Raw genomic sequence first — 18,860 nt, forward strand, 5'->3', positions numbered from 1 at the left:
TGCACTGTACACAAGTGTGTTCTGGGTTTGTTATACTGGGCGAATCTTTGGCAGTACTAATGGGCACCTATGTCTTTCCAATCTTTAAATCTTGCAGATGAACTCAATCAAGCGCTAGCACAGTTAGAGTTTACTGAGCCAACACAAATTCAAGCGCTGAGTATTCCACTCATTCTACAGGGCAAAGACTTACTGGCCACAGCCCAGACAGGTACAGGTAAAACTGCGGCTTTTATGCTGCCGATCTTAAATACCCTATTGCAAAGTGAATTTGATACGCCCGCGGTACGCGCTTTGGTGCTTGCACCGACTCGAGAGCTGGCGCAACAGGTTGCGAAAGACACCAAACGCTTGGCCAAGTTCAGTCACTTAAAGGTGGCTTGTTTGTATGGTGGCGCCAATATTGGTCCTCAAGAAAAGATCTTAAAAGAAGGGGTCGACATCGTCATCGCCACGCCTGGACGGTTGTTGGATCACATGATCAAAGGGACTTTGTCTCTCAATGCTATTTCTCACCTGGTGTTTGATGAAGCTGATCGCATGTTAGACATGGGTTTTATCGGCGAAATTAAGCGCATTATGCGTAAAATGCCTGAAAAGCGTCAAACAATGTTGTTCTCGGCAACAATGGATGAGAGCGTGCTGACGCAAGTAAAAATGTGGCTGAATACCCCTGAGCGCGTTGGTGTTGAGCAGCAAAACAGCACGGCGGACAAGGTAGAACAAACTTTCTATGCGGTGGATGAAGACCGAAAACGTGAACTGATCTCGCACCTGATTGGTAAAAATAACTGGCAGCAGGTGCTGGTATTTACACGGACTAAAAAGAGTGCAGATGAGTATGCAAGTGAGCTGAATAAAGATGGTTTGGCGACGCTTTCTATCCATGGTGATAAGTCTCAAGGGGCACGAGAACGCGCGTTAGAGCAATTCAAATCAGGTAAAACACGCGTCCTTGTGGCAACGGATGTTGCAGCACGCGGTATTGATATTAAAGCATTAAGTTATGTCATTAATGCAGAGCTGCCGTATGTAGCGGAAGATTATATTCACCGTATTGGGCGTACAGGCCGTGCTGGAAACAGCGGCCAATCGATTTCTTTAGTGAGTATTGATGAGCAGTGGTTATTAGAAGAAATAGAAGTATTGCTCGATACTCGACTCACACCTCAGTGGTTGGCAGGGTATGAGCCTGATTTAACCAAAGAGCCCAAAGACAATCGTAAAAACTCTGCGAAGTCGAGAAAGCAAAGGGATAAAAAGCGCGTTCTAGGCCAGCGCACAAGGCGCAGAAAAAAGTAAATGAAAATAAGGGGCTGATAACAAGCCCCTTTTTCCTATTTGGCAATGATTCGCCTATTTACCTATGGTGTTTATATTTTCGGCTTTGAATTCAGCGCTATCAAATCATTTTTTCTTCCACTTAGCATTATCGGGCAGTGATTTAGGTGGCACGCGAACCTGTATTAGTGAAGGGCTATCCAAGTTTTCAAGCGCGCCTAAAATTGCCTCGTTGAGCTCTTCGTACGTATTGGCTTTCCAGCCTTTACAGCCGAATACATTGGCAAGTTTACAGTAATCCCACTGGTGCAAAATACATGACTCAAAGAAGGGCTGATCGCTTGAGAATATTTCCGCATCATATAGCCACTGCTCTACCCCATATACACCGTTGTCCATGACAAAAATAATCGGGTTGAGCTTAAATCTGGTTTGTGTGGACAAACACTGGGGTGTCATTTGAAATCCACCATCACCAGAAAATACAAACACACGCTGGTGGTCTTGTTTAGCAAGGCTCATGCCTGTTGCTGCTGGGCCAATATAGCCAATGGACGAATAAGTCGGTTGGGCGACAAACCCTCTTGGTGTGCCGACTTTGAGCAGTAGGCTGCCAAAAAAGTTTAAGCTGGCGTCACTGCCGATAAGCACGTTGTCGTTAATGTACTCTTTGCTCTGGATAAAGTCATAAAAGCCTTGGTAGCTGATATCTCCGCTAAATTGCTCGCTGTTGTCTGGTGCTTCGCTTGGGATTGCACATGCAGATAAGTTTGAGAGTGGCTTTTGATTCAGTTCATCGATGAAGTTTGCCAGTGGCACCTGTGGCACAAAGTAGGTGCCCAGTTTCACAGTATCCCATGAAATAAGTGCAGTTTTATCATAATCTACCGCCTGGCCCAGTGAGTTGATATCTGATAGCCAAACACCTAAGCCTAAAATAAAGTCAGACTCATTGACTAATTTCTGGGTGACCTCAGAGGAGGCTTGACCATCAAAAACACCTGCAAAGAGCGGGTCATTTTCGGAAAATACCGCTTTACTGATGAGCTCTGTCACATAAGGCAGGTTCAGTTTTCTGATTAAAGCGTTTGCTTCCTCATGAAGACCCATACGGTCCACTTCGGCACCTAACCAAACAATAGGGCGCTCAGCTTGTGATAAAGCTTGTTGAATTTTATCAATGGCTTGGTCTACATTGTCTTGCAGCGGGATAGGCGTAAGCGGTGTAAGCTTGCCTTGTGGCGCTGCACAAGGCTGTTCTACCATATCTTCCAGTAGCTCTATGTAAGCGGGGCGTTTTTGTGAGATACACTCAGTCAGTGCATAGTCAATCAATCTTGGCGCAAGTTCAGGGTTATCTATTTTGATTGCTGCCGCAGTGATATTTTTGTAGATATTTAAGTCGGTTTCGCCATCAATCATATGGTGGTATGTAAAGCCAGTTTGTTGAGCGGTGAGACGTTTTTGTATACTTGGTGCACCGTTGACCACAACTACGGGGATGCGTTCTGCATAGGATGCCGCAACTGCGTTTACCGCGCTGAGGGTACCGGCAGAATATGTAAAGCACATAGCGCCAATGCCTTTTAATCTGGCATAGCCATCTGCCGCATAACCTGCGTTAAGTTCGTTGACCTCTTCAATAAGCTCAATACTGCTTGGCTCAATATGTTTGTTGATCCATTCAATGGTATAGTCCCCCGCGATTGAAAACAAGTGACCTAGGCCAAGCTCTTCAAGTCTTTGAGTGAGGTACTGTCCTACTGTGTATTGTGTATCCATGCTGATCCACCTATCAATTTGGTTAGTGTTGATTAATATTCGCTAGCGCCGTCAAAGAGTCGGGGTAGGTAAATGTCGAAAATGGCTGGACATTGCCTAGTTGGAAATTTGTTGAGCATAAACGCTTTAAATTCCTGATTTTTCAGGCCGTCAGCAATGGCTTGCTTAGCTGCAATCAGATACTTGAGGTTTTCCAGTACTTCATTTTTATCTGCAGGCGCGCCGTGCCCGGGTAAGAACAAGTCATAGTTGGATGTCAGCATATCTTCATGTTGTTCCATCCAATGATCGAGATATTTAGTGAGATAAAGATGCGTGCCGCTGTAAAGCAAGTCTTGGGCGATAAATATGCCAAGGTCAGGAAGCTTTAAGGTGATCCCATAGTCAATTTCCGTATCGACGATACGTTCGATAACGTACTTCACGCCGTCGATGACCTCAATACCGGGGCTGACCGCATGTTGTGGGATAACGACTTTTTCTGGCGCGAGATCACCTAATTTACCCATATGATCTTCACGAGACTCTTCACCATGTGCTTTTAAAAAATCGATGGTTTCAGGCAGTGTATATATTTCAATATCTGCAAATGCATCTCCAAGGCCAAACCAATGATCTGGATGGCGATGTGATAAATACAAACGCTCTATGGGCTTTTTTAAACTGTCGGCGTATTCACGAAACTTTTTCGCGTAGGGACTTAAAAACTGGCCATCAATCAGTACTAGGACATTTTCACTTTCAATAATGTGTGTTGCATTGGCAATATTATCGCCTTCGTATGAAGAGATGAAGGTGTGAATTTTCACATTGCCTGTGTGTTTAACAACAATTTTGATTGGGTTGGTAATAGGTATATTCATAGCATTTACTCGCTGTGATAGATAAAGGAGACAAAGCACATGCACGGCGTGCTTTGTAACAGCTAAATAGATAATGAGACGGTAGAAGGACTGGCCAAAGGTAGCGGGTATGACGATTAAAAATGGCTGGTTCACAAGGTGATGTGGCAGTAAACACAGATGCTATGCGCAACTTTCGCTGCGCATAGTGTGGGTAAAGTTGTTGTGCTTTTACCATATCAACATCCGCTGTTACTGTGTGCCACATCCTAAAAGCGTGATTATTTGCTTTTGGCCAAGTACGGTTTAATAAACTCTAATAACGACCGTAACCTCAGTGCTTGCGGCCGTCGGTGATTTCAAATCTTTAACGCATTGCGTAAATCAATGGCGATTGCTACGGATACATAGCTCCAAGTTAGGTGCTCAGCACTGGTCATGTAGCCGTCGTAGCGACTAAATTGCTCCGACAATGACGTATGCTCCCCTGCGTGGATCTGTATGCGGCGAAGATACGCGTCACCAAGCGCTTTTAAGCCAGAGATAATGGACTTGAATGTTTTGGTTCTGCTACTGAAACATTCGCCCACTTCTAGTTGGCATTTGGGGTCGACCAGTTTCACTGCCAAATTCAATTGGCCGAGGTTATATTTGTTGACTTCAATATTTTTTTGCTCAGCAAATAGGGCTGCGGCTTTGTAGCAAATACTGCTCAAAGAGGCGGTACACAAAAACCAAGGATTCCCCTGCCCAAGAGGCGCACTGCCTGCGTATTTATCCTCTGGGTAGCGTCCAATTCCTGGTGCAACAGGATCGCCAGATGAGGTGTGTTCTATGGCGTTAATTAGATAAAGTGGATCAAACGCTTGATGGAGTGCGTAGGCAGTTGCCAGTACTCTATCTTCGTGTGGGTTTAGGAATGGATGGGTGTCAGACAGTGCTTGGCAAATACCTAAAGTTGTTGCAACGTCAAGGTTTGACGACTTGTAATCTAGCCCGCCAACACGGTTTAGCGTGGTTAGAAAGTAGCCCTGTTCCTCACTCCAAAAATCATCTATTGAACTTTCAATTAAAGCAGCCTGTTGGTTATAGTAATCAGCTGCACCTGGGTCATTAAGCTTATTCGCTAAATCAGCGCCTTCGCGCAGCGCTGTGCGTTGTAGCAGTCGAGTATAAAAATGGGTGCCATCGACTTCTTCCCACAGATCAAAGCAAGGGTCCTGCCAGTGGTTCGCAACAAAATCTAAATCCGCTTTGATGATGCTAAATGAAGGCTCTTTTGAGTCGTACAAAGTGCCTGTGACATAGCCTTTTTCGCCATTCTCTAAGAGAGTATTTGCCCAACGAGTGATGGTGAGCGCACGTTGCGCAGGACCATCATTTTGTGGTCTGCCCCAGGGTCCGTTGAACGCTTGTCCAGTGACGTAAAACTTGGGCTCGCCCAAACTATTACTGACGGTTGGTGTTGTTTGGTTTATTTTGGTGAACTCGACATAGTCAATCATCATGTCGTAGTAGTTATCTTTAAAATTTCTACGATCAAGGCCATTGAGCTTGGCAATTTCGCTCATTGTTCGTGCCGCATCTCTGACCCAGTGGTAATAGTAGTTTGGGTTGGTGCGAGAGGGAGAGGCGAGTACAGCGCCACGCTCTCCATCGTCGGGTGAAATATTCGCAATCATCCTATCTAGCACATGTTGTCTTGCCACTTTTGCCCACTTTTCAAGTGGTTGTGCATCAATAGCTGTCGGGTATTCTTGCTCTGATTTGAGTACCGTGTTCGTTTGAGTTGTCATAAGTGTTCCAAGAGTAAAGGTGTTAATTGTCTCGGAATGTCGGTGTGAGAAATCAAACATACAACCAAGTTCATTCACTAACTGTCTCACATTAGCAATCCGTTGTAGTCGCACTGAGTGCATCAGAAAGTATATACACAAAAAACAGCTACCCGCTTAAATATTTCGATTTATTTAACAAGTTATTAATTTGGTTGGAGAAACTAAAACGTAGCTATGAAAGACTAGTTTCTGGATGGTTGATTTTGAGTTTTTGTACTTATTTGCTTAATTTGTCTACATATACATCGATTTTAGGAACCTATTTCTATTATATCCAGGCCGGAATTTTTTCGGGTACTTAATTTATAATTGCCATTTTGTAATATCTGCTACACTGATTTTTAGCTTGAATGTTAATGCTGTTGTTAATGGAATAAGATGGGGACACTTGAATGAGTGAATCAAATTCAACAATAGAGCAAGTAACACCTGAGCAAGCAATTCAAAATTCGAATGACGGTAAATATGATGCAGTGATCGTTGGCTCAGGGATTAGCGGTGCGATTGCCGCGAAAGAACTCACTTCTAAGGGGTATCAAGTACTTGTGCTTGAAGCTGCGCCCGCAAAAAGCTTAAGTTATGAAGGCTTCAAGGAGTATATATCTAATTATTATGTCAACGCGTCAAAAGATAACAACGCGCCATATCCTGATAACCCAAATGCACCTATGCCTAGGTCGACTGATGTTCGCAAGCTATGTTTGGGTCAAATGGATACCCAAGGGTACATGGTACAAAATGGGCCTTTGGCACTAGATAGCACCTACACGCGGGTAACGGGTGGCACAACCATGCACTGGGAAGCCAAAATTCTGCGCATGTTACCAGATGATTTTAAAATCAAAACCCACTATGGCGTTGGGTTAGATTGGCCCATCAGCTATGATGACTTGATGCCCTATTACCGTATGGCTGAACGTGAAATTGGCGTATCTGCTAATGTTGAGGAGCAAGGCTTTTACGGGCTTAAGTACGAACCTGGCTACGTATACCCAATGCATGGGTTGCCGGCCTCCTATCTTGACCAAGTGGTGGGAAAAGGCATTGATGGGGCTGAGTTTGAGTTAGCTGGCGAAGTACACACGGTCAAAGTGCGTCCGTTTCCACAAGGTCGAAATGGCATTCCTAATGCGGATTATCAAAACGGTGCGGGGTTTAATCCTGTCGGAGCTGTGGGCGCAGTGCAGAGCGAGCAAGGCGGGCGCTGCCAAGGTAATAACAACTGTGTGCCGATATGTCCTGTGCAAGCCAAATATGATGCACGAAAAACTTTATACAGCGCAGCGCAAACAGGTAACCTTGACTTTTTACCACAAGCGGTTGCCAGCAAAGTCTTTGTCAATGGATGTACTGATCAAGTCAGTCATATTGAATTCAAGCACTATACCAAGACCTCTTCGCCTGAGCATACGACAGGTAATATCACTGCAAAAACCTTTATTTTGGCGACCAACGCGGTAGAAAACGCCCGACTCATGCTCGCGTCTGATTTACCTAGTTCGAGCGGGTTAATGGGCAAAAATTTAATGGATCATACTTATTTGCTCGCTTGGGGTTTGTTGCCAGAAGCAGCGGGGACAATGCGAGGGACAAAATGCACCTCTGGTATTGCGGACTTTAGATATGGACAAAGCAGAGCCAAGCAAGCGTCGTTTGGTGTAGACATTCATAATGATGGTTGGGGCTGGGCAACGGGCTCGCCTTTTTCAGATATTGAAGAGTTAGTCGATACTGAAAACAAATTTGGTAAGGCACTTCGCCAAAGTACCGTTGAGAGAATATCAAATCAATTGCTGTTTGCTTATATGGTCGAACAGCCAGCAGATGAGAGCAACCGCATTACGGTCGACCCAGAATATACCGATGCGCTCGGTAACATGCGCCCAATCGTCAATTATAACTTGTCTGATTACTCCAAAGCGGGCATTGCCTACGCACGTGAAACGTCAAAGGTATTTTTCCAGCGCCTTGGTGCGCAGGACTTTTCAAGTTATTCATTGCTTGATTATGGCTCGTTCAATTACCAAGGTGAGAGTTATTACTTCCGTGGTGGCAATCACTTTTCCGGCACGCATGTTATGGGTACCTCTGCCAAAAACTCTGTGGTGAATGAATATCAGCAATCATGGGATCACAGTAATTTATACCTGATTGGCTCTGGCAGTATGCCAAGCATTGGTACGTCGAATACTACTCTGACACTTGCAGCGCTTTGCTTTAAAACCACGGAGCATATTTTGGCACATTTGAGCAGTTATCCCGTGAATGTCGTAGCTGATGATGCCTTTAAACTGGCTAAAGGAGCGCGCTCATGAACGAACGTATTATCAATACCATTGATGATTTATATCAGATGTTAGATGCCGCGATTCAATTGGAACATGCGACAATTCCGCCGTATTTAACGGCATTATATAGTATCCATCCTGAAACCAATTTAGAGGCCACGGCGGTTATTAGAGCGGTTTTGGTTGAAGAGATGCTTCATATGACGTTGTCTGCGAATGTGCTCAATGCATTGGGTAGACATCCCAATGTATTGACTGAAGGCTTTATGCCTTCATTTCCAACTTATTTGCCGGATGGTGAGAAAGACTTCCAAGTCTCGATTGCCGCTTTTACACCAGAGACCCTTGAGACTTTTTTGAATATTGAGCGGCCTTCAAAGCCTCCAAAAAATACTTCAAGTACTTGCCCTAATGGCTGTATCACACGTGCAAATCATGCGCGTTTTCATTTGGATGCGATAAAACCGCTAAAATCGCCAACATATAGCTTTTATAGCATTGGTGATTTTTACGATGCCATTATAGACGGCATTAAATTTTTAGAGACGCAGGCCAGAGAGTGCGGAGAAACCATTTTTATCGGCGACCCTAAATATCAGGTTTCCAATAAATACTATTACTCCGGCGGTGGCGAAGTCATAGAAGTCACGGATGAAAGATCGGCCATTGCCGCGTTGAATTTGATCAAAGAGCAAGGAGAAGGGAAGGCAGAGCTGGGCGAAGATACAGAGAATCAAGAGTTTGATAATGAGGGAGAGCTATCCCATTACTATCGATTCAAGCAGTTACAGTTTGGCCGTTATTATCAAAAAGGTGATAGGCCAAGTAACCCAACTGGCGCAAAGTTCGAAGTCGATTTTAGTAAGGTATATCCAATCAAGACAAACCCCAAGCTGTCGGATTTTGCAGAAAACCCAACTTTATTAAAAGCCGCGAAAGATTTTAACCATAGTTACCATGAGTTTTTAGGCATCATCAATGATGCGTTCAGTGGTCATCAAAACCTTTTGTTGGGTGCAGTGTGCGACATGTTCCGGTTGAAAGAGTTCGCCAGCCAACTGATCCGTAACCCGATTTCGATTGAGCCTAATATGCACGCAGGCCCTACATTCGAAATTGACGCCAGTAGCCGTGATTCATTGAACGATAAAGTAGAGCAGACTTGTGTACATAAGGGGCGGGCGTAATGAATACTCAGCAAAATCAACAGCAGCAATTTATTGAGCTATCAGGTGCACTCACGGATTTCAATGCGTTTGCACTACATGGTACAGGCCAAGTTGAACATTACTATAAAACACTTAATGACATTGTTGGCCGTGACACGGTTGAACAGTTACTTTGCGTGTTTCAAACCGTGTATGAATGTGCCTGTGACGAGCAAATGTTTTTAACTGGTATACGACAACAGATCATGGGGGATGTGAAGCTGGGGCCTGTCGCCAGAAATATCATCAAGCTTTGGTACACCGGCACTTGGTATCAATTACCACGTACTTGGCGAGAGGCTTATGGCAAGAGTGAGCAGGATAAAACGTTTTTTGTAAGCTCTGCTTCATATACAGAGGGTTTACTTTGGCAAGCGATTGATGCCAATCCATCAGGCGCAAAAGGGCCGGGTTATGGTTCTTGGAGCGAGCCACCTAGAATTCATTTCGACAACAGCTGGCAGTTTGTAAAGCAGCAAAGTGTTCAATCAAAATAAATGTAAGTATTTACTTTCATTTATGTCACCAACAGGATGTTTATCATGAGCAGACAAACAATGTTTCCACAAGGCGCTGTAAAATTTGGTATTACCCCAACTGGATGGGTCAACGATGATTTTTTAGATATTGATATCGGGATCCCATTTGAGCAAATTGTCAGTGAAATGGCATTGGCTGGCTTCGAAGGGTGTAGCCGTGGCCATAAATACCCATCTGACCCCGCGGTATTAAAACGTGAATTAGATATGCGCGGGTTAGTGATTTCTGAGCCATGGGTTAGCACTTACTTCACTATAAATGATATGAAAGAGCAAACGTTTCAAAGTTTTGAGCAAGAAATCCAGTTTTTGAAAGAGATGCAAAGTGGGGACTTAGTACTGGCTGAACTTGGTGGTTCATCTCATCAGCAACCCATTGCCTTAGTGCCTAATGCACCTAAGTTTACAGATGAGCAGTTTCGTAGACTGGCCGATGGCTTAAATGAGCTTGGCCATAAAGCCAATTGCCACGGGGTGAAAATGTGTTATCACCATCATATGGGCACAGGTGTGATGACGATGGACGAAATTGCGCGATTTGCGGAGTTAACTGACCCTGATTGTGTGCACTTTTGTTTGGACACGGGACACCTCTTTTTTGCCGGTGGCGACAATTTAGAGTTTATTCGACTTTACGGTGAGCGGATCAGACATGTTCATTTGAAAAATATCCGCAAAGACATTATGGATTACAGTTTAGCCAATGACTTGTCATTTAAAGAGGCCATTTTAAAAGGGGTGTTTACTGTGCCGGGAGATCCTGCTGGCTGCTTAGACTTTAAAGAGATATTACAGACGCTGGCAGATAAAAACTTTGCAGGGTGGTTGATTGTCGAGGCAGAACAAAATCCTGCCAATGCAACCCCGCTACTGTATGCGCAAATGGCGCGCAAGTATCTTCAAGAAGTTACTGGCCTTTAAAGTGATAAAGGAGTTATCACATGCAGCATAATACGGAGATGTATTTTAGCTTTTTTATGTTTGGGTCAAACTTCTCAATAGAGGATGATACATTTTTGGACCAAGCGATGACCCATATTCGGCGTTTGGTTGAAATGGGTTATACCGGTTTTGAGTTTCATCCCGGTAGAGAGGACACCACAGCCTATGCATTTGCCACTTACGAGGATGAACTAAATGCCTATAAGGCTTTTCGTCAGCGTATGGATGATGAGGGGTTCGGTCATATCAAAGTCGCAACCAATGTCGGTGCAACGACTTCGTGTGACCCAAGCTCTGCGATTAAATCTGTTCGCGATGCCGGGATTGCTTATTTAAAATCTCGGATTGATATTACCGCTGCATTAGGTGGTGAAATCATGATGGGCCCCTTGGTGATCCCCTATGGTGGTTTTGTATTTGATGCGCCAAATGGTCAAGCCGTATGGAGTGACAAGTTACAAGATGAACTTGCGCTACGTTATCAAACGGCACAGTCAAGTTTTGTTGAACTTGGCGCTTATGCCTCTTCTAAAGGCGTTAAACTGGCGATTGAGCCTATTAGCCATTGGGAGACGCCAGGGCCGAATAAACTGGCGCAGTTGATCACGTTTTTAGATGGCATAGAAGATCCTACTGTGGGGGTGGTACTCGATAGTGCACAAGAGACGTTAGATGGTGATGGGCCTGAGGTTTTTGCACAGCAAATTAATTACCTTGCTGATCAAAATCGTTTGCACTACGCACAAGCATCACCGCCAGATAGGGGGGATTTAGTGCATTGTTGGCTGCCATGGGAAGGCATATTTACGCCTATTTTATCGCGATTTGATGGTCCCATTGCGGTGGAGATTTTTAATGCGGTGGGTGCATTTGATCAGGGTCTTCGTTTGACCCGACGCAAGTTTTGGGTGCCTGAAGTGGATACGCCTAATCAATACCCTGATGCCTATCAAATAGCACAGCAAGCTTATGAATTTACTCAAGCGAAGCTTAATGAGGTGAGAAGTAAGTTGCAGCAGAGCCGGTGTTGAACGGGTAAATTTGTTGCTTATATTTAATGTTGTTCAATAGAAGTGACATCTCTGTCACTTCTTTTACTTTCACTTCCTTATTAACAAAAATCTTTTGTTGGGGGGATCGTACAGCAGTCATCTACTGAAAGCGTAATGCACATAGTGCCTGATGCACCACCGCCCACGGCTGGGGTATTTTTGTGTGAAAGCGCTTTATTTTTAAGTGACAAAGATTTAAGTTGGGTCTTTTTCAATTTCATGTTTTTCATCATATTACTCCTTTATGAATGTCAGCCAATTTACTGAGACTAAAACTTACCACTTAATTGTCCATTTGTGAATATTTTATTCCTTATTTTGTGGGTTTTGTTTCTTTTTATTGTTAGGCTTGGAAAAATCACCACGTATCATGCGTTGCCATTGCTTGCTCAGCTCTCCAGACTCTTTGAGCTGTTGTAACCCTAAATTAAAAGCTTTCCTGAGTTTTGGGCTCCCCTCTAGTACTTTTGGAAACAAAACCTGCGCACGATATTTAAGAAAGGGTTTTGGGTGTGCTTGAAGTAGTTTCTGGTACTCGTTCGAAAACTGCTCTTTTAACAGTGTCTCCATAACTGTTTCATTGAGTAAAATTAAATCTACTCTGTTATTTAAGAGCATATTGAGGTTGAGCTGATCGTTACTTACCATGAGTACATCCAACTCATCACTTTTAATGGCCTTGTGGAACTCAGGAACATATTCATAACCCAGTGTTGCGCCTATCCGGTAGGGTTGCAGGTCCTTGAGGGTTTCCCAGTTTGGTAAAGGCGTCTCTTTTCTAAAGTACATTTTTAGCTCACCTTGATATATCTCGTCACTACAGTAAAAGTGCGTTTGATATTCACTTTCGCATACCCAGTATGACGCCATATCAAATTGGCCAAGTTTTGCGGCATGAAAGCTTCGTTTCCATGGCAAATAAACGAAAGACACTGGTATTCCTTGCGTTGCAAAAGCAAGACGAATGATATGATTGACGAAGCCATCATCAACCAATTGGCTACCAGTAAATGGTGGGTATTCTCCAGTCGCAATGTTTATACTGTTTTCTGCAAAGGCATGCCAACAACTGAACAAGATTAAAAAAAGATACTTTCTCATTTTATTTGGAACAAAAAACAACCAGTTAATATCTATGCAAGTTTAGCTCATAAATATGGAGAAACATGTGATGTATCAGCCTGTATTTTCACCATTATTTTTATTTTTGATTGCTTGGCTGTGAAAAGTAATGATAGTGGGCCTGTGAGTGAAATAGGTAAACTTTATATTTTTCATTTAGTTATGTTGGTTTTATATATTAGGAAGCAGTATTGTTGTATTTACTTAGCGTTGCATAGAGCACAGCATTGCACCGTTATATATTTTGATTAAATTTGAGAAGCAAAAAAAGTTAACCACAGCCTATTAACAAAAACTGTGGATAGAAAATGCTGTTTTGGTGCGATGGCTTTTTTGCGTTAAGTTCTCCTAAAGTAAGGTGACTCAATTTGAACACTGTTCTTAAATTGGTGTCATTGACATTTTATCAAGGGAATATCAGACCAGCGCGTGGTGTAATAAGGCGATAAAAACGCGCGGCGCATGTGCCAAGCGTTAGATTGTAATTGTGCGCCAGTGCGTGCTGTGTGATTGCCAAATCTGGTATTGATTTCATCTAGGCATTTCATCAGAGCTGGGCTATCTTGAGATTGACTGAATAAGTCAGTTTGTAAAAATGTGTCGTCTTCAAGCTCAATCGCACCAACTCCTGCTTTGTAATATTTGACGCCAGATTTGAATAGTTGATGAAAAATGTCGCTAACAGCATGTGTAAATACTCTAACATCACTCGAAGCGACGGGGAGCTTCTGAATAAAAGACTTTTTGTAATAGCTGTCTTCAAACGGTGAGCTATGTGCAAAAATCACAATATTTTTTGCCAATGAATTTTGCTTTCTGAGCTTTTTACTGACAATGGCACAGTGGGTTGCGAGTGCGGCTTTAAGTGCTTTTGGATCTGTGATGCGCTCGCCAAAGCTACGTGTGCTGTATATCTCTTTTTTTCTTTGTGTGATCTCATGCCAAGACAGGCAAGCTTCGCCATTGAGCTCAGATACTGTGCGTTCTAAAACCACACTAAACTGTTTTCGCATCAAACGCGGGTTTTGATTGGCTAAGTCTAAGGCGCTATAGATGCCTTGTTGATTGAGCTGTTTGGTCAGGCGTTTGCCAATGCCCCAGACATCCTCCACGTTTAAATTCGCCAGTATTTGCCTGCGGCTTTGTTGATTATCTATTACCGCAACACCCGTCGCATTTTTAAATTTTTTAGCGGCGTGATTTGCCGCTTTTGCAAGTGTTGGAGTTGGGCCAAACCCCACGCCAACCGGCAGCTTGGTGGAGCGCCACACGCTGCGCCTGATAACATGTCCGTATTGTTCCCAAGAGTTAACAAGGTCGCTAAACCCCTCGAATTTTAAAAATGACTCATCGATAGAGTAGATATGATGATTATCACTGAATTGATTAATCACCTTCATCATCTTGTCTGACAGATCTGCATACAGCTCATAATTGGAAGAGCGAATAATGACATTGTGCTCAGCCAAAACCGACTTCAGTTTAAAGTAGGGCTGAAACTTGGGAATATTTAAACGCTTAGCCTCGGGCGAAGCTGCCACAATACAGCCATCGTTATTTGATAACACCACAACAGGCTTATTGCGAATACTCGGATCAAAGACTTTCTCCGCAGAGGCATAAAATGAGGTGGCATCGACTAGCGCATACATCTGGTCAAGCCCGGGTTTGTGCGATGCATACGTATTGAACCTGTGACCACGCCCTCTAGTTGGAATTGATCACATTCACTGATCTTGACTGGCGCATAAAGGGTGGATGCTGAGCGCAGCACTCTATTGTGCAAGTCGAGCAGCTTACAGACAAATTCATTATTAAAATTTGCAACAATGACATCATTTTGCTGAGGAGAAACAGCGCGATCAACCAATAACAAATCACCATCAAAGATCCCAACACCTTGCATAGAGTCGCCAGATGCGAGCCCGATAAACGTGGCGTTGGGGTGATTGACTAAGAGTTGATCTAACGATAAACCAAGTTCTTTATATTCTGCCGCTGGTGATTCAAACCCAGTGATACCTGCTTGGGCTTTGATGGGGATTACTTTCATACGTTACCTATACTGTTTATATATACAGTATAGTGTGAGGCCTGCGTGTCGTGCAAGTAGCACAGTCATCAAGTGTCTAAAAAATTGATAAAAGCTAAGAAGCTGTGCACCTTGAATCGACTTATCTGATGCTGCCAATCTGCTATTTAAGTTATTAATATTAACAAGTTGAGTGTTTTTACATGAACTGATACGCAGTTTTGAGGGCGTGATTTGGGGCTCGTATTATTTAATCTTAATATCTTTTGTGGGTATTTATTTGACCATTACATATGTTTTGGTTACATTTTTTTAACTTTAAATTGTGTTTGAACAGTCGGAAAGCGAAAAATATGTGCGCCTTGCACACGTTTTGAGTTTTTACGGTCAGTGCCATCCATAAATAGGTTGTCTAGGTTGTCAGCTACAGCCACACAGCTATCGGATAACTGGAATTTGAATAGTGTCAAAAAGGAATATGAATATGCCTGCTAACTTAACCGATTTGCTTGCCAATAGAGGTGACTTAACGAGAGCTGAGCTTGATAAGTTTGTTCTATCGCAGTGGCAACTGGGCAATCACTTTTTGCGCGTGCCCACACATGTTTTGCCTAACCACAATGAGTTTGAGTCAGTTGCATGGGAAAAAATAGATTGCATGTTGACTAAAATTGTCATGCAAAAAGCAGATGGTTTGTCATTTGGATTTGATATGTTTCCGCCAAAGTCAGCGGCCAAAGGTGATGTGCATGTACATCCTTTAAGTAGTCGACTTATTTCTGTTTTGGAAGGTTTTGGTACCGCTATTGTGAAAACATGCAAAGGAAAAATGGCGAAAAAAGAAGTAGGTCCGGGAGATGTGATTTTATTCCCTCATGCGACGCCCCATTGCTTTTGGGGTGCTGAAGACGAGCCTATGGTGGTCGAAGTGTTGCTGGGTCCTTATGTGCCATTCGAGCATCCATTACATACGGTTTGTCCAAAAAATGCGAAAAAAATAGCTGAGGCATACCCTGAATTGTTTGTGCCCTGCGAAGTGAATGAACTTGAACTGGTTGCCTCTAAAGTCATTGCGTTGCAAAACCAAGGCGTATTGGAGTTAGATGAGCATCAAGTGATGGAGTGGGGCGATGAGTATATTTGTAACTTGGGTGAGATAGAAGTCGAGTGATTGCTTCGATTGAGTTAGCGCACACGTTGGGTACTCAACTCGACATTCTATATTGAGTTAGCTTTTGTATTTTATCGAGCAGCCATAAGGCTTTGTTACTTTTTGTGTAACAGGCTTACCCGCCAGCAAGTTGTTTAAGCCTGCTGTGACATAGTTGGTTGCTTTTGCAATATCTGCGGGGTTGGCTGATTTAATACTGTCGATTGCACCAGCGTAACTTAACTTACCTTGTGGGTTTATGATGTACATATGTGGGGTGGTTTTTGCTTTATATAATCGCCCGACTTGTCCATCTTCATCAAACAATACGTGTGACGGCGCTGCACTGCGCTTTTGGGTTAGTTCATTGGCTTTTTGTGCGCTAACATGACCTTGCTTTCCCTCTGCTGAGGAAATAATGGAAAGCCACACGACGTCCTTTTGCGTGTATTGACGCTGCAAAGATTGCATGTTGTCACTACCATAGTGTTTCACGACATATGGGCACAAATGATTTGTCCACTCAAGTACCACATACTTGCCCTTAAAGTCAGACAGGCTAACGGTTTTGCCAAATGAGTCCTGTAGTTTAAAATCAGGGGCGTTTGTGTCTACTTTCGCTGCAGCGATACTGAGCAATGGTGCCAATAGCATAGACAGCATGAGCCATTTAGTTAGACGTTGCATGATTAATCTCCTTCTTTGCTTGTTGAATAGCATTTATAACGATGTCAGGTGTCAAAACCTGCGGTAAAACTTGCTTACTGTGGTTACCTGCATACACAACGTATAAAGGCACACCAGAGCGTTGATACTGTTCTAAGTACTCGTAAATTGCTTGGTTTTTGTTGGTCCAATCACCCTCTAAATAGTCGACTTTGCTGTCTTCAAATAAGGCTTGTAGGTCAGCATTGTTCAAAGCCACTTGCTCGTTTACTTTACAAGTAATGCACCAATCTGCGGTCATATTCACCAACACCACGTGATTGTTATTACGTAGTTCGGTGAGTTTTTGTGCACTAAAGTGATTGTTTTTTTGCTCGCTGACTACTTTGCTTGCTTGTGCGCCTTTGACACTGCAAAACGTTGCAAACGTTATTGCAAGCAATAGACTCATCACACAATAGGCCCGATTGACTTTTGCGGACAACCAAATAAAAAATGTAAACCCTAATAGTCCTGATAACAACCACAGCTGACCAAAACTGCTGGTCTGAGACAGAAATACCCAAGCAAGCCAGACAACAGTTGCCAGCATGGGAAAGCCAAGAAAATGCTTAAATGTTTGCATCCAAGCCCCTGGTTTTGGGAGCAATTTAGCAAAACGAGTCGACAACGAAAGTAGCGTCATAGGCAGTGCAAACCCGACAGCGAGTGCGGTAAAAATAGCGAGGGTATCTAACATTGGACTTATCATGGCTACACCGAGCGCTGTAGCCATAAATGGCGCGGTGCAGGGAGAGGCGACAATGACAGCCAGTACACCGGTGAAAAATTGCTGAGTAAAGGTACTTTCGCCCGTTAACGATTGCCCCACGCCTGCCAGATTGATGCCTTTTGGGAGTAAATCCCACAACATCATGGCAATAAAGGTGAATAAAAACGCCAGCCCAGCAATAAGCAATGGCTCTTGCAGATGGAAGCCCCAGCCAACAGCGCTCCCAGCCTCTTTTAATACCAGAATGATGCTCGCAAATAACCAAAAGCTGACTAAAACACCGATAGGATATCCCCAGTGATTTGCCTTTTGTGACTGTGCGAAAGACAGCGCTTTCATAGACAGAATGGGCAGTACACAGGGCATAATGTTAAGAATGAGTCCACCGATAAACGCGAATAGCAGCATTAACCAAAGGGATTGTGACGGGGAATTGTTATCCGCGCTACTTGTATCATTTGGAATGGCCTCAACGTAAAAGCCATTTTTACCATCGCTGATTAAAAAGTTAAGTGGTTCGCTTGGGGTCGAAAAGTAGTCTGATAAGGATATGACCACTTGTGCGCTGTTTGCTTGATGTGCCCAAGCCTGATCTGCATTATGAGCAATCACATCTCCTCTAAATGGAAATACGTGCCAGTCAGATTGATAAGGCAAGGTGGTCTGTAAACCTAGGTGCGTGCTTGTAAGTTCAAACTGTGCGGTGTCTTTGTGTTTTTCAGGTAAGTTTAATCGCGTTTGTTCAAATAGGTTTGAGTGTTCTGATGGCGTTATCGTGTCAGCGATAGGCAAATCTATCGTTAATGTTGCCCAGCCGGGGATGCAGTCTTCTTTACAGACCAGCCAAGACAGATTGGCGCTAATAGAGATGCGCTCTTTAGTTGCCTGCTTGAGGTTGATAGGGATCATGAGCAAGGTCGCACCTTCGTAGCCATAGTTAACTAGGTGAGCGACTTGAATTGGCTTTGGAAGCGGCCAGTGAATATCTCCAAATTCAATGTCTGCATCACTGTGCCATTGTATGGTAGGCGCCTCACCTGAATCACCGGGGTTTAGCCAGTAGGTATGCCAGTCTTTATCTGGGTTCAGTAAAACCCCTAGCCACTGAGTATCACCAACACGTACTTGATTATGCTCTGACACCAGTGCCACTTCAATATGCGGCCCTGTCGCTGTATTTTGAGAAAATACACCTGCAGAGAAAATCAGCAATAACAAATATAAGAGTCTTACCATGACACTGCTTATCCCATTATTTTTTAATAATAGTTATACCAATACAGAGAAAGTTAGATCATAAAATGACCGTATTGATGAGCTTACTATGTAATCAAGACGTATTAAAT

The 18,860-nt window shown here is 43.5% G+C and carries 16 protein-coding genes; 7 read left to right on the top strand and 9 right to left on the bottom strand.

Features of this window, described 5'->3' with window-relative positions:
• Nucleotides 1-69 precede the first annotated feature (69 nt).
• A complete protein-coding gene (locus tag AC2CZC_RS13130) occupies nucleotides 70-1,302 on the top strand; it encodes a DEAD/DEAH box helicase (protein WP_484582102.1) in 1,233 nt (410 codons plus the stop codon).
• Nucleotides 1,303-1,407: 105 nt separating this feature from the next.
• On the opposite strand, the gene AC2CZC_RS13135 is transcribed toward AC2CZC_RS13130, so the two are convergent.
• The 3 genes from AC2CZC_RS13135 to AC2CZC_RS13145 all read right to left on the bottom strand — a co-directional run bounded on the left by AC2CZC_RS13135 (nucleotide 1,408) and on the right by AC2CZC_RS13145 (nucleotide 5,701).
• Entirely contained in the window at nucleotides 1,408-3,063 is a 1,656-nt protein-coding gene (locus tag AC2CZC_RS13135) for an alpha-keto acid decarboxylase family protein (protein WP_484582103.1), read from the bottom strand.
• 32 nt (nucleotides 3,064-3,095) lie between these two features.
• On the bottom strand, nucleotides 3,096-3,926 hold the full coding sequence (locus tag AC2CZC_RS13140) for an MBL fold metallo-hydrolase (RefSeq protein WP_484582104.1): 831 nt from the start codon (nucleotides 3,924-3,926) through the stop codon (nucleotides 3,096-3,098).
• Between the two features lie 338 nt (nucleotides 3,927-4,264).
• On the bottom strand, nucleotides 4,265-5,701 hold the full coding sequence (locus tag AC2CZC_RS13145; RefSeq protein WP_484582105.1) for a glycoside hydrolase family 15 protein: 1,437 nt from the start codon (nucleotides 5,699-5,701) through the stop codon (nucleotides 4,265-4,267).
• Nucleotides 5,702-6,135: 434 nt separating this feature from the next.
• Here AC2CZC_RS13145 and AC2CZC_RS13150 point away from each other — a divergent pair, with 434 nt between their 5' ends.
• Genes AC2CZC_RS13150 through AC2CZC_RS13170 form a run of 5 tightly spaced genes read left to right on the top strand, consistent with a single transcriptional unit; the run spans nucleotide 6,136 to nucleotide 11,751 of the window.
• Nucleotides 6,136-8,058 carry a GMC family oxidoreductase gene (locus tag AC2CZC_RS13150; protein WP_484582106.1) on the top strand — a complete coding sequence of 641 codons (1,923 nt, stop codon included), beginning with the start codon at nucleotides 6,136-6,138 and terminating at the stop codon, nucleotides 8,056-8,058.
• Nucleotides 8,055-9,218, top strand: a complete 1,164-nt coding sequence (locus tag AC2CZC_RS13155; RefSeq protein ID WP_484582107.1) for a ferritin-like domain-containing protein — start codon at nucleotides 8,055-8,057, stop codon at nucleotides 9,216-9,218. Before AC2CZC_RS13150 ends, AC2CZC_RS13155 begins: the two co-directional genes overlap by 4 nt.
• Nucleotides 9,218-9,736, top strand: a complete 519-nt coding sequence (locus tag AC2CZC_RS13160) for a hypothetical protein (RefSeq protein ID WP_484582108.1) — start codon at nucleotides 9,218-9,220, stop codon at nucleotides 9,734-9,736. Before AC2CZC_RS13155 ends, AC2CZC_RS13160 begins: the two co-directional genes overlap by 1 nt.
• Before the next feature lie 45 nt (nucleotides 9,737-9,781).
• Nucleotides 9,782-10,699, top strand: coding sequence for a myo-inosose-2 dehydratase (gene iolE / locus AC2CZC_RS13165; protein ID WP_484582109.1), 918 nt, complete (start codon nucleotides 9,782-9,784; stop codon nucleotides 10,697-10,699).
• A 20-nt stretch (nucleotides 10,700-10,719) separates the two neighbouring features.
• Nucleotides 10,720-11,751 carry a sugar phosphate isomerase/epimerase family protein gene (locus AC2CZC_RS13170; protein WP_484582110.1) on the top strand — a complete coding sequence of 344 codons (1,032 nt, stop codon included), beginning with the start codon at nucleotides 10,720-10,722 and terminating at the stop codon, nucleotides 11,749-11,751.
• 80 nt (nucleotides 11,752-11,831) lie between these two features.
• On the opposite strand, the gene AC2CZC_RS13175 is transcribed toward AC2CZC_RS13170, so the two are convergent.
• The 4 genes from AC2CZC_RS13175 to AC2CZC_RS13190 form a co-directional block, all read right to left on the bottom strand.
• The gene (locus AC2CZC_RS13175) at nucleotides 11,832-12,005 is read right to left on the bottom strand and encodes a hypothetical protein (RefSeq protein WP_155401410.1); all 174 of its coding nucleotides are present in this window, start codon (nucleotides 12,003-12,005) and stop codon (nucleotides 11,832-11,834) included.
• A 73-nt stretch (nucleotides 12,006-12,078) separates the two neighbouring features.
• Nucleotides 12,079-12,873: a substrate-binding periplasmic protein gene (locus AC2CZC_RS13180; RefSeq protein WP_484582111.1), complete on the bottom strand. Its 795-nt coding sequence runs from the start codon at nucleotides 12,871-12,873 to the stop codon at nucleotides 12,079-12,081.
• A 413-nt stretch (nucleotides 12,874-13,286) separates the two neighbouring features.
• On the bottom strand, nucleotides 13,287-14,546 hold the full coding sequence (locus tag AC2CZC_RS13185; RefSeq protein ID WP_484582112.1) for a Y-family DNA polymerase: 1,260 nt from the start codon (nucleotides 14,544-14,546) through the stop codon (nucleotides 13,287-13,289).
• Nucleotides 14,534-14,947, bottom strand: coding sequence for a LexA family protein (locus AC2CZC_RS13190; protein WP_484582113.1), 414 nt, complete (start codon nucleotides 14,945-14,947; stop codon nucleotides 14,534-14,536). The genes AC2CZC_RS13185 and AC2CZC_RS13190 overlap by 13 nt, the downstream gene beginning before the upstream one ends.
• Nucleotides 14,948-15,410: 463 nt before the next feature.
• Here AC2CZC_RS13190 and AC2CZC_RS13195 point away from each other — a divergent pair, with 463 nt between their 5' ends.
• A complete protein-coding gene (locus tag AC2CZC_RS13195) occupies nucleotides 15,411-16,097 on the top strand; it encodes a cupin domain-containing protein (RefSeq protein ID WP_484582114.1) in 687 nt (228 codons plus the stop codon).
• A 57-nt stretch (nucleotides 16,098-16,154) separates the two neighbouring features.
• Here the strand turns inward: AC2CZC_RS13195 and AC2CZC_RS13200 are convergent, their stop codons facing one another.
• The gene (locus tag AC2CZC_RS13200; RefSeq protein ID WP_484582115.1) at nucleotides 16,155-16,763 is read right to left on the bottom strand and encodes a thioredoxin family protein; all 609 of its coding nucleotides are present in this window, start codon (nucleotides 16,761-16,763) and stop codon (nucleotides 16,155-16,157) included.
• Nucleotides 16,747-18,750 (bottom strand): protein-disulfide reductase DsbD family protein, encoded by a 2,004-nt coding sequence (locus AC2CZC_RS13205; protein ID WP_484582116.1) that lies wholly within the window; start codon nucleotides 18,748-18,750, stop codon nucleotides 16,747-16,749. The genes AC2CZC_RS13200 and AC2CZC_RS13205 overlap by 17 nt, the downstream gene beginning before the upstream one ends.
• Nucleotides 18,751-18,860: the final 110 nt, after the last annotated feature.

This window comes from Pseudoalteromonas sp. MMG033 (assembly GCF_057197785.1).